This is a genomic window from Klebsiella planticola, assembly GCF_000783935.2.
GTDB classification, from domain to species: Bacteria; Pseudomonadota; Gammaproteobacteria; order Enterobacterales; family Enterobacteriaceae; genus Klebsiella; species Klebsiella planticola.
Genome location: NZ_CP026047.1, coordinates 2751325 through 2766596 on the forward strand (window position 1 = coordinate 2751325; position 15272 = coordinate 2766596).

Consider the following 15272-nt stretch of genomic DNA (forward strand, 5'->3'; position numbering starts at 1 on the left):
AAAGTACCAGTGAAAGTCCCTATAACAGAAGAACCAGCCGCAGTCAGGCTGGTTTCCTGTTATCGAGGTTTGATGCCCAAATTGCGAAAGAATACTTATGCTATGCGCTACGTTGCCGGACAGCCCGCGGAGAGAATTTTGCCTCCGGGGTCATTCGTAAGCGTGGGCCAGGCATTTCCTGCCGGCGTGCCATTAAGCACAGATGAAAAGATCCGCGTCCTGGTGTGGAATATCTTTAAGCAGCAGCGGGCGGAGTGGAAGTCCGTTCTCAAGAACTTCGGTAAAGATGCCCATCTTGTGCTGTTACAGGAAGCGCAAACTACCCCTGAAATGGTTCGATTTGCGACGACTAATTACCTGGCCGCCGATCAGGTTCCGGCTCTGGTGTTGCCGCAGCACCCCTCTGGCGTCATGACGCTGGCTTCGGCGCATCCGGTGTACTGCTGCCCGCTGCGCGAGCGTGAGCCGATTCTGCGGCTGGCAAAGTCTGCGTTAGTGACCGTGTATCCGCTGCCGGATACGCGTTTACTGATGGTTGTGAATATTCACGCAGTTAATTTCAGCCTCGGTGTCGATGTCTACAGCAAGCAGCTGCTGCCGATTGGCGATCAAATAGCCCATCACAGTGGGCCGGTGATTATGGCCGGTGATTTCAATGCCTGGAGCCGTTCACGAATGAATGCGCTCTATCACTTTGCGCGAGAAATGTCGCTGCGTGAAGTCCGTTTCCCTGACGATCAGCGCCGTCGGGCGTTTGGTCGCCCGCTTGATTTTGTATTCTATCGTGGGTTAAGCGTACACGATGCTTCCGTGCTGGTGACGCGCGCCTCTGACCACAACCCGCTACTAGTCGAATTCAGTCCCGGCAAGCCTGATTAATTAAGGTATGTCAGGCCTGCCACCGGGCAGGTCTGCGCTCAGCACGATGCTGCCCTTAATGATTCACACAACCGAAGGACAACACAATGACAACACGCTCTCACCATGACAATGTCGAAAAGCAGTTCGGCTCACAGGCTAGCGCCTATCTGACCAGCGCCGTACACGCTTCCGGGCGCGATCTGCAGCGCCTGGCCGAACGGCTGGCCGATTTCCCACAGGCAAAGTTGCTGGATATGGGATGCGGGGCAGGGCACGCCAGCTTTACCGCCGCGGGGCAGGTGGCGCAGGTTACGGCTTATGATTTATCGAGCCAGATGCTGGAGGTGGTTGCTGAAGCCGCAAAAGATAAAGGTTTCGCCAATATTGTTACTCAACAGGGGTATGCGGAAACGCTGCCGTTTGCCGATGACAGCTTTGATGTGGTGATAAGCCGCTATTCTGCCCATCACTGGCATGATGTCGGCCAGGCGCTGCGTGAGGTTAAGCGCGTCCTGAAGCCGGGCGGCGTGATGATAATTATGGATGTGATGTCGCCCGGGCATCCTGTACGCGATATCTGGCTGCAAACCGTTGAAGCGCTGCGTGATACGTCTCATGTACGAAACTACTCGAGCGGAGAATGGCTGGCATTAGCGAATGAGGCCGGGCTGGCGGTTAATCAGCTGTTGACCGATCGCTTGCCGCTGGAATTTTCCTCATGGGTGGCCCGTATGCGCACGCCAGCACCGCTGGTGGAGGCCATCCGTTTATATCAGGAGAGCGCATCCGCAGAGGTCAAAGCCTATTTCGCTTTGCAGCAGGACGGCTCCTTTACCAGCGATACGATTATGTTTGAAGCGCATAAAGCGCTTTAAAACAAAAAACGCTTTAAAACAAAAAGGCACCGGGATCCGGTGCCTTTTCTACTAAGCAGATGTATCAGGAGTCTGGCCTGTCGCTGTTCTTCACGTACAGCGTCAGCTGGTCGCCAGGCTTCAGGTCATCAGTGCCGCTATTCCAGCGCATCACATCACGTGTATTCACGCCGTGACGTTTCGCGATGCTCGACAACGAATCACCTTTACGTACGCGATAGGTGATGCTATCGCTGTTGTTGGCAAGACGCTGCGCGCTGCTACCGGCGCCAATCACCAGGTTCTGACCCACTTTCAGCCCGGACCCGCGCAGGTTATTCCACTGCTGCAGATCTTTCGTCGATACGCCAAGACGCGATGCAATCCCGGAAACCGTATCGCCCGAACGCACCCTGTAGCTACGGCTGGTCAACGGCGTGTTGTCCGCCAGCAGCGTAGGTTGCACGGCTGCAATATCGCCAGAGGCCAGTGATTCACGCAGCTGAGCAGCGTGTTTCTGTGGCACCATAACGTACTTTGGCCCGCTGGCACCAAGGGTTGATCCTTTGACGCCGGCGTTGAAGGTTTTCAGCTTGCCGACAGGCATGCCTGCCATATCTGCGAGCTGGCTAATCTCAACCGGACTGTCGAGGCGAACACGCGCCAGCGCACGGCTTTCGTCTGCCGTCGGCAGCTTCACGCCATAACGTTTGCTGTTTTTGAGAATATCACTCAACGCCAGCATTTTTGGCACATACACCTTGGTTTCCCGCGGTAATGGCAGCGACCAGAAATCGGTGGGTTTACCACGCGAACGGTTCGCTTTCATTGCCTTCAGCACTCGACCTTCGCCGCTGTTGTACGCGGCGACCGTTAACAACCAGTCGCCGTCGAACATCTTGTTCAGACGCTGCATCATATCCAACGCCGCCGTGGTAGAGGCGACGACGTCACGACGCGCATCGTAGCTGCGGGTCTGTTTCAAACCATAATTGCGCCCGGTGCTCGGAATGATCTGCCAGATGCCTGCGGCATTGGCGCCAGACGTTGCGTGCGGGTCAAAAGCGCTCTCCACTATGGGTAGTAATACCAGTTCCATTGGCATGTTACGTTTCTTAACTTGCCCGGCTATCCAGTACATATACGGCTCTGCCCGTAAAGTTACATCGTGGAGATAGCTCTTATTACTTAAATACTTCTGTTTTTGTTCGCGAATCCGGGGATTTTCCGGTATTCCCATCTTTAGCTCGTCGCCTATGGAAGTCCACAGATCCTGGTCTTGCGCGTAGAAGGTTCCATCATCTAACCAGCGCGCTTGACTTGTGAACTTACCTGCTTCCCCTTGACCAGCTGCAGAAAGGCTCTGTGCGTGCTGTTGGACGTTGCCATCGTTTTTCGACGACTGGCACCCCACCAGCAGGACAGAGGCGAGTAAAATCGCTCGTGCCTTCATGTGTGTGTCAATAGTTGCTTAAAAGACGAGCAAGAATAACGGTGAAGGCGGCGAATGACAAGAATTAAATGTCAGAAGTCATCTTTCTTTGACCTTAACCAGGCAAATCTCTGCGCAGAGTGTTGCAAATTTGTTTCTTTGGATATTTCTTTAATTAAATCATTGTCATCCGTACGTAAGAAAATATTTATACGTCGCTCATTTTTCAGAGTTACGGGCAGTGTTTTTTGTTTTTTTGCACGTAACTCATTAACTTTATGGTAGTAATCATTTATATCCCTGTCATCAGGCAGGATACTCAATGCAAACTTCATATTCGCTAAAGTATACTCATGTGCGCAACAGATTAGAGTATCCTCAGGAAACGCGTTTATTTTCCTAAATGATTGATACATCTGATCTGCTGTTCCTTCGAAAAGCCTTCCACAGCCGCCGGAAAACATTGTATCGCCACAAAAAAGATAAGGTTCGCTGTAGAAACAGATGTGTCCTAAAGTGTGACCGGGGGTGGAAAAAATAGAAAATTCGTGACCCAAAATCATCACCCGATCGCCATCGGCCACAAGGTGAGTGGTGCCTTTATCCTGGGTTTCTGCCGGTCCGTAAACCACAAGACCCGGGAACTTTTCACGCAGTTGTTTTACGCCGCCAACATGATCGTGGTGGTGGTGGGTCAATAAAATGGCTTCGGGTTGCCAGTGATTGGCTTCGATGGCGGCCAGTACCGGTGCCGCTTCGCCGGGATCGACGATAAGACAGCGACCGTTCTCCTCACTAAGAACCCAGATGTAGTTGTCCTGAAATGCGGGAATGCTGATAAGATTCATAAATTACCTCTCAAAGCGTAGCGGAAGGTTGCGATGAAGCCGGCAAGGATACCTCAGACAATCACAGCGCCCGAGCACTGGTCCAGTATGCCCTGGGGCGAATACTATCGCGAATCGCTGGAACGGCAGATGAAACCGTGGCTGGCTAAATTATATGGCTTTCATTTACTTAAGATTGGCAATCTGAGCGCGGAAATCAACACGGAAGCCTGTGCTATCTCTCATCAGGTGAACGTGTCTTTGCAGGGCAACCCGATTCAGGTGAAAGCCGATCCGCTCCATCTTCCCTTTGCAGAAAAATCGGTTGATGCCTGCCTGCTGGCGCATACCTTGCCCTGGTGCAGCGATCCGCATCGTTTGCTGCGAGAGGCCGACCGGGTATTGATTGATGACGGCTGGATGATTTTGACCGGCTTTAACCCCGTCAGTCTGATGGGCCTGCGCAAGCTGGTGCCGGTATTACGTAAGACGACGCCCTACAACAGCCGGATGTTTACGCTCACGCGTCAGCTGGACTGGCTGGCGTTGTTGAATTTTGAGGTGCTGCATTATGGCCGGTATCAGGTGCTGCCCTGGTCCAGACATGGTGGCAAACTCCTCAGCACTCATCTGCCGGCACTGGGCAGTTTGCAGCTGATTGTTGCCCGGAAGCGGACGGTTCCGCTGACGTTAAACCCGATGAAGTCGGGAAAAGCAAAAACGCAGCTGCGCCAGACGGTTGGCGCCACGCGTCAGTGGCGCAACGGCCAGAGTTAGCTTTCTGGCTGGTAGCCGGTATCGCTCTGCGTCGGGCTGGAGGCAGCAGCGCGCGCCAGCTCATCACAGCGTTCATTTTCCGGGTGGCCGGCATGGCCTTTGACCCATTCCCATTTGATTTGATGCTGGCCGAGCGCGGCATCCAGGCGCTGCCAGAGATCGACATTTTTAACCGGTTTTTTATCAGCGGTTTTCCAGCCGCGTTTTTTCCAGTTATGGATCCACTGGGTGATCCCCTGGCGCACGTACTGGCTGTCGGTGCTGAGGATCACTTCGCACTGCTCCTTCAGCGCCTCGAGGGCGACAATTGCCGCCATCATCTCCATCCGGTTATTGGTGGTGAGGTGATAGCCCTGACTAAAGATTTTTTCTTTTCCGCGATAGCGTAAAATCGCCCCATAACCACCGGGCCCAGGATTTCCCAGGCATGAACCATCGGTGAAAATTTCTACCTGTTTAAGCATCTCTGGTAGACTTCCTGTAATTGAAATCGATAGATAAACGGCAAGTCTGACATAAATGACTGATATGAGCACTGCAATTACACGACAGATTGTTCTTGATACTGAAACCACCGGTATGAACCAGATCGGTGCGCACTATGAAGGACATAAGATCATCGAAATCGGTGCGGTAGAGGTAATAAACCGCCGCCTCACCGGGAACAACTTCCATGTTTATCTGAAACCGGACCGGCTGGTGGACCCGGAAGCGTTCGGCGTTCACGGGATCGCCGATGAATTCCTGATGGATAAACCGGTGTTTGCGGATGTGGCCGACGAGTTTATGGACTATATCCGCGGCGCGGAGCTGGTCATCCATAACGCCTCGTTTGATATCGGCTTTATGGATTATGAATTCAGCAAGCTGAATCGCGGCATTGCGAAAACGAATACTTTCTGCAAAGTCACCGATAGCCTCGCACTGGCGCGGAAAATGTTCCCCGGCAAGCGTAACAGCCTCGATGCGCTGTGCTCACGTTATGAAATAGACAACAGTAAGCGCACGCTGCACGGGGCATTACTCGATGCCCAGATTCTGGCCGATGTCTATCTGATGATGACCGGTGGTCAGACGACGATGGCATTTTCAATGGAAGGTGAGGGGCAGCAGCAGGCTGGTGAAATGGGAATACAGCGGGTTGTTCGCGCCGCCAGCAAATTACGCGTGGTTTATGCGACTGATGAAGAGATCGTGAGCCATGAATCCCGACTCGATCTGGTGCAAAAGAAAGGCGGAAGCTGCCTGTGGCGCGCCTGAGTCACTGGGATATGCTGTAAAAATCACCTGGTGGGCGATTTTTACAGCAAACGATTCAAAACTGAAGAAAAAGCGTTGACGGCGTTACGGGGAATCCGTAATATTCGCCTCGTTCCCAAGGGAACAGTAAGTGGAGCGGTAGTTCAGTCGGTTAGAATACCTGCCTGTCACGCAGGGGGTCGCGGGTTCGAGTCCCGTCCGTTCCGCCACTATTCAGAAAGCCTGAATCAGAAATGATTCAGGCTTTCGTCGTTTCACGCCCCGCCAAAACAAACTCATTGAGTTCATTTTATATATTTCAATTGCTTGCGAATATGATGCTGCATAACGGCCAGCATGCAGGCACCGGACAGGCCGATCATCAGCGCCCCGTTGACCGCCTCCAGCGGACCGAGCAGTTTCCATCTGGCGCTCATCACAACATCGCCATACCCCAACGTCGCGAAGTTCACCCCGGAGTGATACACCGCATCCAGCAGCGTCGGAAACTCGCCCAGCCAGACAAACAGTATTCCCCAGAGCAGAATCTGCAGCAAATTACCCATTAAAATGATGATGATGGTGCCGAACAGCGCCAGCACGCCGGCAAGTAGCCCCTCTTTGCCGTGAAAACGCTTGAGATAAAAGCGAATGCACCAGACGGACACCAGAGATTGCAGCAGCATATTACACAGGATAACGGGCATGCCCGTAATCAGCGGAAGCAACATGTTAATCTCCTGAATGAAGTTTTGTTGAGGGGGCGTCAAGGGGGCGCCAGCGCTCAAGAAGGGCGATGCAGGCCCAGCCATAAAGCGCGATGATGAGATATAACGCGCAGCGCATCGCGGCGGCTGTCCAGACATCTTTTCCTGAACTGCTGTCCTGAATCGCCGGGCCGAACAGAATGAGGGCGGTTATCCAGACATTGCTCCAGAAAGAGGGGGGAAACCGTCCCGGCACCAGACGAACCAGCCGCCGGGCCACCCACAGACTGACCAGGCTCAGCCAGAGCACCAGCATTAGCAGCGACGGCCAGAGGCTAAGACCGAACCACAGCCCCAGCGCCAGCAGCGCCCCCAGTAGCGTCGATAGCACCAGTTCTTTTCCCGACGTTTTCGTGGTGAGCGTCGTCGCCTGCTGCGCCAGCGTGACGGTTTTCATCACCGCCGGGATGTAGAACGTCGGGTGGCTCAGTGCCAGAAGCCAGACGGGGAGTACAATAATCACCGCCCGTAGCGCCCTGACATGGGGAGAACTCACCGCCGGCGATTCCCTGGGCTGGGGCGCCGGGCCCGGTGGCGGTGGGAATAACGCCACCGCCAACCCGTTGACCAACGTACCGGTAATAAAACCGATCCCCAGCATTTGCGCCAGCCCCATCGCCAGCGCCTGCTCAATCAGCCCGGCAATGGGAATCACCGCTATTGCCACCACCAGCAGCATCGACAGCGTGGCCTTCCCGGAAAGGCCCATTAATATCAACTGATACAGCAACAGCGCCGTGAGCAGCACGCCCGGTAAGGCGTAATAGGTCAGTAATGGCACCATCAGAATGCCACCCGTCATGGTGACTATCAGGAGAGAACCAATGACGAGACCTTTTTTCAGCGCCAAAGGTTTCCCCAGGCACAGCACAATCCAGGCCATGATGCATCCGAGGTGCGGCATCGGCAGCGCGCTGGCGTAGCAGACCAGCGCGGCCAGTCCGCTGCCACAGCTTATTCTCAGTACGGCACGGTCCACGTTATGCATCGCGCTGGTCCCCTAATAGAGCCAGGAGAACAGGCTCATGACACGGATATACAGGTAGCCTGCAACGTTCAGCAGGCTACTGCCGCTGGTATAAACCAGCACATCTGCCTGCCCGCCAACGCGAAGGCTGGTGGGCGGCGGGGTATCCTCTTTTGCAAAGGCGATTTTAACCGGGAAGCGCTGGGCCTGACGGAGCCAGTCACGGTTGTTATCCACGGTAGGGAGACCGCCGGCCGGCGGGGGTTGCGAGGCGTTGATACCATAGCCGATGCTGAGTACCCGGCCGGTAAAAATGTGTCCGGGCATGCTGTCGAGAAGAATCGCTACCTCATTACCCGGCCGGATACGACCGAGGTTATTTTCGGTCATGTCCGCGTTAATCCAGACATCGTTCAGGGCAATCAATGTCATCACCGGGGCGCCCGCGCCAACAAACTGGCCAGCTTCGGTGCGTAAATCGGTAATCAGCCCGCGGCTGCCGGCAATCACGGTGCTTTTACTGCGGTCCAGCTCGGCTTTGCGAACCGCGGCCCGGGCGCTTAACAGCTGAGAATTATCGTCACCGGCTGCACCGGCGGCTTCAATGGCACGCCGCACGTCGGCAGCGGCGGCGGCCATCTGACTACGGGCGGTTTCCCGGGTGGCCTGGGCTATTTCCAGGCGCCGGACGGAAATGGTGCCGGGATCTTCACGATAGAGCCGTTCCTGGCGCTCGGCATCTTTCGCCGCATTCTGGTAAGCGGTGGCGGCGGCCTGCAGGCCAGCCTTTGCCGCGACCACGCTTTCACCGTTGGCCTTCACGGAACTGAGTACCGTGGCATAGTCCGAACGTGCACGCGCCAGGGCGATATCATAAGGTTCCGGGTCCAGCTCAAACAGCGGTTCGCCCATAGCGACACGTTGATTGTCACGAACATATACCTTTTTTATTTGCCCGGTCACTTCCGCTGCGACCGGAATGACGAAGGCCTGTACCCTGGCCTGCGAGGTATAGGGCGTCACCCTGTCCGTGACTAAATAAAAGCCGATCAGCAGTACAATCACCACCACCAGGCCGATGGCCGTACGCCGGCTGGCCTGTCCAGGTGAAGAGGAGGGGGCATTCATAGCGAAGGTCCTTCTGAAGGAGATGTGGCGGAAGGAAGCGGGGTCTTCAGCAGCGGCAGCCAGCTATCACGCTGGCGCAGGTGCGTTTCCGTTGCGGCATCGACCAGCGGGCGTGTCCGTCCGCTTTCCCAGCCGCCCCCCAACGCTTTATACAGCGCGATCAGATCGCGCATCGCCGCGCCGCGGCTGCTGACCAGCCGTTCTTGTTGGTTGAACAGCGCCCGCTGCGAGTCAAGGACACGCTGAAAGTCAGCCATTCCTTCACGATACTGCGTGTTGGCTATTTCGAGGGAACGGCTGGCGGCTTTACCCGTTTGGCTCAGCAATACAATTTCATCTTTATCATTCGCGTAGGCGATAGCCGCATCGTCGACTTCACGCGCGGCCTGAAAGACGGTATCGCGATAGTGCTCGTGAAGCTGGAGAAAACGGGCATCCTGAACCAGAACCTGATTTCCGAGCCGGCCTTGATCCAGCAGATTCCAGCTGAATGTCGGGCCCGCCGCCCAGCTGAGCGTGCCATTGCTCTCCGTCCTGCCGCTAATCCCGACGCTGCCGATCAGCGAAATGGACGGGTAGAGCTCGCTCTCCGCTACGCCGATAAGCGCCGACTGTGCCGCCAGCTGTCGCTCAGCCGCCCTGACGTCGGGCCGTCGGCGCAGAAGGTTGGCAGGAAGTTCAGACACTAACGAGAGTTCGCCCAGCGGGATATCGCCGGTCTGGCTCGCCATTTCCGGCAGGGGGCCGGGCTTGCGTGCCAGCAGCGCGCTCAGGGCATTCTGGCTTTGTGCGAGGCTGGTTTCCAGTTGGGGGATCGTCGAAAGCGTGGAGAGGTATTGGGTTTTTGCCTGCTGAACGTCCAGCTCCGCGCTGTTGCCGCTGAGGAATAACCGCTCGGTGATCTGCAGGCTACGCTGCTGGATCTTCGCATTGCTGCGGGTTATTTGCAGGCGGGCTTCCAGCGTGCGGATATTGACGTACCACTGCGCCACCTGGGCCGCCATCAGCACTTGAATATCATCGTACTGCGCTAGCGTGGCGAAATAGCTGGCATCGGCGGACTCGACGCCGCGCTGAAACTTACCCCAGAAATCGATTTCCCATCCCAGATTGACCCCGGCGCTGTAACGGGTTCCTGAGCTGTAGTTTCCCGAACGCTGCTGGCCGGTGCGCAGCAGATCGCCGCTGCCGATCGTCGCCTGCGGTCCCAGTAAGCTCTCGGCGATCCCCAGCTGCGCCCGGGATTCCAGCAGACGCAGACCGGCGATTTTGACATCCGGATTTTTCCGCAGCGCTTCGTTAATCAGCGCGGTTAAGGTCGGGTCGTTGAGCTGCGTCCACCACCGTGCGTAATCGGCAGGCGTCGAGCGGGAAGCCATCCGCTGCGTGGCCGGCTGCCAGTGGGTCAGCTCCGGCGTTTTCGGCGGATGGTAGTCTGGCCCCAGCGTCGTGCATGCGGTGAGAACAAGGCAGGCGCCAGCGGTGAACAGCAGGCGCCTGGTACGGTGCTCATTGAGCATCTTTGTCGTCCGGAACGACAGGAGTCTGGCTATCGCCGACCTGCCCATCGTTGACCCAGGACATGAAAATACGATAGCCAATAGAGAGCAGGGTCGCGCCGATAAACATACCGAGAATACCGCTGGCCGCCATGCCGCCTAATGCACCAAGCAGCACGACTGGCATCGGGGCATCGACACCGCGTCCGAGCATCAGCGGTTTGAGTACGTTGTCTGCCATACCGGCCACAATCAGCAAGATCGTGTAGATGATATTCATCGCCGTTCCGTGGTCGCCGAGGCTCCACATCAGCGCAATGGCCGGCGCGGTCACCAGAATCACGGGAATCTGCGCGATCCCGAGGATCAGCGCCAGAACAAAGAAGATCCCCACTGCCGGAATGCCCGCCACGATCATAATGACGCCTACCAGCAGCGCCTGGATCAGCGCGACGCCGATCACGCCCTGCGCCACCGCACGGATCGTGCTGGTACACAGTTTCACCAAAGCGTGTCCTTTTTTCTCATCCGTCAGGCGTATGGCAATGCGTCGGGCGCTGTCCGCCCCGGCGGCGCCCCAGGTCATGATAATGCCCGCTACGATGAAGGAGAGGATAAAACCGAGCAATCCACCGCCCATGCTGGCAAGAATACTGAGGATATTTTTAGCGATATCTCCGATCTGCGAACGGTAGTTGCTAATCAACCCCGGCAAATCGTTGGACGCTTTTAACCACAGGAGGCTAATTTTTTCTCCAACGATGGGAAGGGTGGCGATATGCGCTGATGGCGGCGGAATGACGAAAGTGCGGCCGCTGAGCTTATCAATCATCACGCTGACGCTTTCACCCAGAGAGCTTATCATCAGCACCGTAGGGACCACGATCAGCACAATGCCGAGCAGGACTATCAGGGTTGAGGACCAGCCCTGTTTTCCTCCCAGCTTCGTCGCAAAATACTGGTGGAGAGGGTAAAGAGTGACGGCCAGGATAACGGCCCACAGCATCATATTAAGAAACGGAGAAAATACGGTATAGCAGAAAGAGGCTAATGCCAGAATAAGTCCAAAGCGAATGAACATATCCAAAAAACGGGCAACCAGTCTTTTTTCAACAACAAGCAGGGTATTATTTTCCATGATGGTTTGTTCTCACTGATAATGCGCGCACGACCTTACAGGTCGGGCAATAAAACCAGACCAGGACCGAGATGGAATCGCTTTAAAAAAAGCCTAAAGTTATTTGAAAATGAAGTTTGTGCTTGTTGAATTTTATCCACTTAATGAGTGTAGAACAGAAATAATCCGTCCAAAAAAATATTATTTTTCCGCTTATTCTGCGGGCTGGCGGGGGAAAAGGGAGGGGCGAGGTATAAAGCGGATTCCCCTCGATTAACGAGGGGAGAAGGCGATCAGTTCAGGGTGAAAGGATCCGCATCCTGCCAGGCCGGAAACTTCTCTCGATACTCTTTGAGCGCCGTCATCGACAGCTCTGCATCCAGGCGCGTTGCCTGATGGGGTTCTGCCGTTGCCAGAATCTCTCCCTGCGGGCTGATAATGCGGCTATCGCCGCGGTAATGATGGCCGTTACCATCGGTGCCGACGCGGTTACAGCCGGCAACATAGGCCAGATTCTCGATGGCGCGCGCCACCAGCAGAGACTGCCAGTGCAGTGAACGCGGGGCAGGCCAGTTGGCAACATAGAGCGCTAAATCGTAGTCGTTATGGTTACGTGACCATACCGGGAAGCGCAGGTCATAGCATACCAGCGGCAGAATTCGCCAGCCGCGCCACTCAAACACGACCCGTTCGTTGCCCGCCTCATAATGGTGATGTTCTTCGGCCATGCGGAACAGATGGCGTTTGTCGTAGAAGTGGGTTGTGCCATTGGGTTCTACCAGCAAGAAGCGGTTAACCGGCCCACGATCGGTTTGCAGCGCCGCGCTGCCGGCAATCAGGGCATTTGTTTGCACCGCTTTGCTCTGCATCCAGTCAATGACGTTTTCGGGTGACATCGACTGCTTTGCGGCCTCCATAGCGAATCCGGTCGTGAACATTTCCGGCAATACAATGACGTCACGTCCGGTGATGCCTTCCAGTTGACGATCGAAATGACGCAAGTTGGCGGGACCGTCCATCCACACCAGGGGTTGTTGCAACAACGTAATTTTCAAACCAGGCACAGTGTTGAACTCCATCATCATGAGAGCATCAGGGTAATTTTAACACCATATCAGTCTCTCGCTGCTCAGCGGAATATGTTGTTAAAAAAATGATAACGCAGACAGGTGAATGTCGGTCGACGGGTAAAAAAGAAAGGCGGGGAAATTCCCCGCCCTGGTCGTGATGTGGTGACGGTTATTGTTTTATGCGGCTTCAACCTTGCGGACTTTCTCCGGGAACTTTACCGGTTTGGTCGCCAGCTCATCGGCTGCGAAATCGTCAACGTTAATGCTGCGCAGACGGCTGGTTTCCGCACGGCTCAGAATATCGGCTTCATCCTGATTGATTAAACCTTTTGCCAGCGCGTTGCGGGCCAGTTCATCCAGACGGGTAAACGGCAGGTTTTTACCCAGCTCTTTGCAGATACGCTGATGAATCGGATCGGCGGCCATGACATCAAGCAGCGCCTCTTCCAGCAGACCGACCGGGTTATGTTCACTCGGGGTCAGATACTGGCCGCGGCCGATACGTGAACGCGTTGCGCTCGGTACCTGCAGGATTTTTGCCACCTTATGATCCAGCTTATCGGACGGCGCGTCGTAGTGACGGCCGGTCGGGAAGATAGCAATGCGCAGGGCGCCGGCGACAAAACGGTTCGGGAAGTTCTTCAGCAGATCGTCAATTGCCTGTTCTGCCTGATACAGCGCATCCTGGACGCCCCAATGGACCAGCGGGAGGTCTGCTTCATTGCGCCCTTCATCGTCATAGCGTTTCAGCACCGCGGAGGCGAGATAGAGCTGGCTCAGGACATCGCCGAGACGCGCGGAGATGCGCTCGCGACGCTTCAGGCTTCCGCCCAGCACCGCCATGGAGACGTCGGACAGCAGCGCAAGGTTCGCGCTCAGACGGTTCATGTGCTGGTAGTAGCGACGGGTGCCATCGCGGGTCGGCGTGCTGCTTGTCAGCCCGCGGGTCAGGCCCAGCCAGAAGCTGCGGACTTTGTTACTGCCGACGTGACCAATGTGTTTAAACAGCAGTTTGTCGAAAGCGTTAACATCATTGTTTTGCGCGGCGGCCATTTCATCCAGTACGTACGGATGGCAGCGAATCGCCCCTTGACCGAAGATCATCATGCTACGGGTCAGGATATTGGCCCCCTCCACGGTGATGGCAATGGGCGCGCCCTGGTAGGCACGGGCGAGGAAGTTACCTTCGCCCAGCATGATGCCTTTCCCGCCGGTGATATCCATGGCGTCAATAATTGAGCGCTGGCCGCGATGGGTACAGTGGTACTTGACGATAGCCGACAGCACCGCCGGTTTCTCTCCCAGCATAATGCCGTAGGTAATCAGCGAAGCGGCGGCATCCATCACATATGCGTTACCGGCAATACGCGCCAGAGGCTCTTCGATGCCTTCCATTTTACCGATGGAGATTTTGAACTGGCGGCGAATATGGGCATAGGCACCGGTCGCCATCGCCACGGATTTCAGTCCGCCGGTGGCGTTAGACGGTAGGGTGATGCCGCGTCCCACGGACAGACATTCCACCAGCATCCGCCAGCCCTGACCGGCCATCGACGGGCCGCCGATGATGTAATCGATCGGCACGAAAATGTCTTTCCCCTGGGTCGGACCATTCTGGAACGGCACGTTCAGCGGGAAGTGGCGACGGCCAATTTCGACACCCGGCGTGCTGGTCGGGATCAGTGCGCAGGTAATGCCCAGATCTTCTTCGCCGCCCAGCAGACGGTCAGGATCGGAGAGTTTAAAGGCCAGACCCAAGACGGTCGCGATAGGCGCGAGGGTGATATAACGTTTGTTCCAGGTCAGGCGCATGCCCAGTACCTGCTCACCTTGCCATTCGCCCATGCAGACGACGCCGCTGTCCGGGATGGCACCGGCGTCAGAGCCGGCTTCCGGACTGGTCAGCGCAAAGCACGGAATTTCCTGACCACGCGCCAGGCGCGGCAGATAGTGATTTTTCTGCTCTTCTGTACCGTAATGTTGCAGCAGTTCGCCCGGGCCTAAGGAGTTCGGTACGCCGACGGTAATCGCCAGGATACCGGAAACGCCGGAGAGTTTTTGCAACACCCGTGACTGAGCGTAAGCGGAGAATTCCAGGCCGCCGTACTCTTTCTTAATGATCATCGCAAAGAAACGATGCTCTTTCAGGTAGGCCCACAGCGCCGGCGGCAGATCGGCCATTTCATGGGTGATTTCAAAATCATTCGCCATGCGACAGGCTTCTTCTACCGGGCCATCGATGAACGCCTGTTCTTCGGCGGTCAGGCGCGGCTGCGGATAGTTGTGCAGCTTCTGCCAGTCTGGCGTCCCGCGAAACAGGTCGCCTTCCCACCAGGTTGTGCCCGCGTCGATGGCCTCTTTTTCGGTACGCGACATTGGCGGCATCACCTTACGGAATGCGCGGAATGCCGGCGCCGAGAAAATTGACTTGCGCATCGGCGCAAAGTTGAACGGCAGCAGGATAATCGCCAGCGGTACCAGCAGCCAGATATTCCACAGCCCGGCCACGCTAAGCGCGGCGGTCCAGGCGAGCAAAATCACGCTGCTCAGCAGGAGATTAATTCGGTGATAGAAGAGCGCACCGAGTAAAACAACGGTTGCAACAATACTCAAAATCATCATAGAGAAATGCTCCCTGTCTTGTAGGAGGTCTGACCACTTGTGATGATATGGTTGTAGTGGATGTTATTGGCTTTAGCAATGTGTTTACAAAATAATTACAACCTTGCTCACA

The 15272-nt window shown here is 55.7% G+C and carries 14 protein-coding genes and 1 tRNA gene; 5 read left to right on the forward strand and 10 right to left on the reverse strand.

The window, feature by feature from the left end; genetic code table 11:
- Positions 1-81 precede the first annotated feature (81 nt).
- A complete protein-coding gene (locus MC50_RS13320; RefSeq protein ID WP_072025016.1) occupies positions 82-879 on the forward strand; it encodes an endonuclease/exonuclease/phosphatase family protein in 798 nt (265 codons plus the stop codon).
- An 86-nt stretch (positions 880-965) separates the two neighbouring features.
- Positions 966-1736 (forward strand): class I SAM-dependent methyltransferase, encoded by a 771-nt coding sequence (locus MC50_RS13325; protein ID WP_032689384.1) that lies wholly within the window; start codon positions 966-968, stop codon positions 1734-1736.
- Positions 1737-1800: 64 nt separating this feature from the next.
- Here the strand turns inward: MC50_RS13325 and mltD are convergent, their stop codons facing one another.
- Both mltD and gloB read right to left on the reverse strand, forming a co-directional pair.
- The gene (mltD, locus tag MC50_RS13330) at positions 1801-3168 is read right to left on the reverse strand and encodes a murein transglycosylase D (protein WP_032689383.1); all 1368 of its coding nucleotides are present in this window, start codon (positions 3166-3168) and stop codon (positions 1801-1803) included.
- Positions 3169-3239: 71 nt separating this feature from the next.
- Positions 3240-3995, reverse strand: coding sequence for a hydroxyacylglutathione hydrolase (gene gloB, locus MC50_RS13335; RefSeq protein WP_032696615.1), 756 nt, complete (start codon positions 3993-3995; stop codon positions 3240-3242).
- A gap of 33 nt (positions 3996-4028) precedes the next feature.
- On the opposite strand from gloB, the gene MC50_RS13340 reads away from it, so the two are divergent.
- Positions 4029-4751, forward strand: coding sequence for a class I SAM-dependent methyltransferase (locus tag MC50_RS13340; RefSeq protein ID WP_032689381.1), 723 nt, complete (start codon positions 4029-4031; stop codon positions 4749-4751).
- On the opposite strand, the gene rnhA is transcribed toward MC50_RS13340, so the two are convergent.
- Positions 4748-5326: a ribonuclease HI gene (rnhA, locus tag MC50_RS13345; protein WP_160873233.1), complete on the reverse strand. Its 579-nt coding sequence runs from the start codon at positions 5324-5326 to the stop codon at positions 4748-4750. The genes MC50_RS13340 and rnhA overlap by 4 nt on opposite strands.
- Between rnhA and dnaQ the strand changes: the two genes are divergently transcribed.
- Positions 5280-6011, forward strand: coding sequence for a DNA polymerase III subunit epsilon (gene dnaQ / locus MC50_RS13350; protein WP_047665456.1), 732 nt, complete (start codon positions 5280-5282; stop codon positions 6009-6011). The genes rnhA and dnaQ overlap by 47 nt on opposite strands.
- A gap of 132 nt (positions 6012-6143) precedes the next feature.
- A tRNA-Asp gene (locus MC50_RS13355) sits at positions 6144-6220 on the forward strand.
- A 75-nt stretch (positions 6221-6295) separates the two neighbouring features.
- On the opposite strand, the gene MC50_RS13360 is transcribed toward MC50_RS13355, so the two are convergent.
- The 7 genes from MC50_RS13360 to fadE all read right to left on the reverse strand — a co-directional run bounded on the left by MC50_RS13360 (position 6296) and on the right by fadE (position 15160).
- Complete coding sequence (locus tag MC50_RS13360) at positions 6296-6721, reverse strand: ion channel (protein ID WP_032689379.1); 426 nt, start codon at positions 6719-6721, stop codon at positions 6296-6298.
- Position 6722: 1 nt separating this feature from the next.
- Positions 6723-7745: a DUF2955 domain-containing protein gene (locus MC50_RS13365; RefSeq protein ID WP_047664089.1), complete on the reverse strand. Its 1023-nt coding sequence runs from the start codon at positions 7743-7745 to the stop codon at positions 6723-6725.
- A 12-nt stretch (positions 7746-7757) separates the two neighbouring features.
- Entirely contained in the window at positions 7758-8852 is a 1095-nt protein-coding gene (locus tag MC50_RS13370; protein WP_032696613.1) for an HlyD family secretion protein, read from the reverse strand.
- Positions 8849-10372 carry an efflux transporter outer membrane subunit gene (locus tag MC50_RS13375; RefSeq protein WP_046853063.1) on the reverse strand — a complete coding sequence of 508 codons (1524 nt, stop codon included), beginning with the start codon at positions 10370-10372 and terminating at the stop codon, positions 8849-8851. Before MC50_RS13375 ends, MC50_RS13370 begins: the two co-directional genes overlap by 4 nt.
- Positions 10362-11489, reverse strand: a complete 1128-nt coding sequence (locus MC50_RS13380) for an AI-2E family transporter (RefSeq protein WP_047664092.1) — start codon at positions 11487-11489, stop codon at positions 10362-10364. Before MC50_RS13380 ends, MC50_RS13375 begins: the two co-directional genes overlap by 11 nt.
- Before the next feature lie 272 nt (positions 11490-11761).
- On the reverse strand, positions 11762-12532 hold the full coding sequence (locus MC50_RS13385) for an amidohydrolase (protein WP_032689394.1): 771 nt from the start codon (positions 12530-12532) through the stop codon (positions 11762-11764).
- Between the two features lie 183 nt (positions 12533-12715).
- Positions 12716-15160 carry an acyl-CoA dehydrogenase FadE gene (gene fadE, locus MC50_RS13390; RefSeq protein WP_047664095.1) on the reverse strand — a complete coding sequence of 815 codons (2445 nt, stop codon included), beginning with the start codon at positions 15158-15160 and terminating at the stop codon, positions 12716-12718.
- Positions 15161-15272 lie beyond the last annotated feature (112 nt).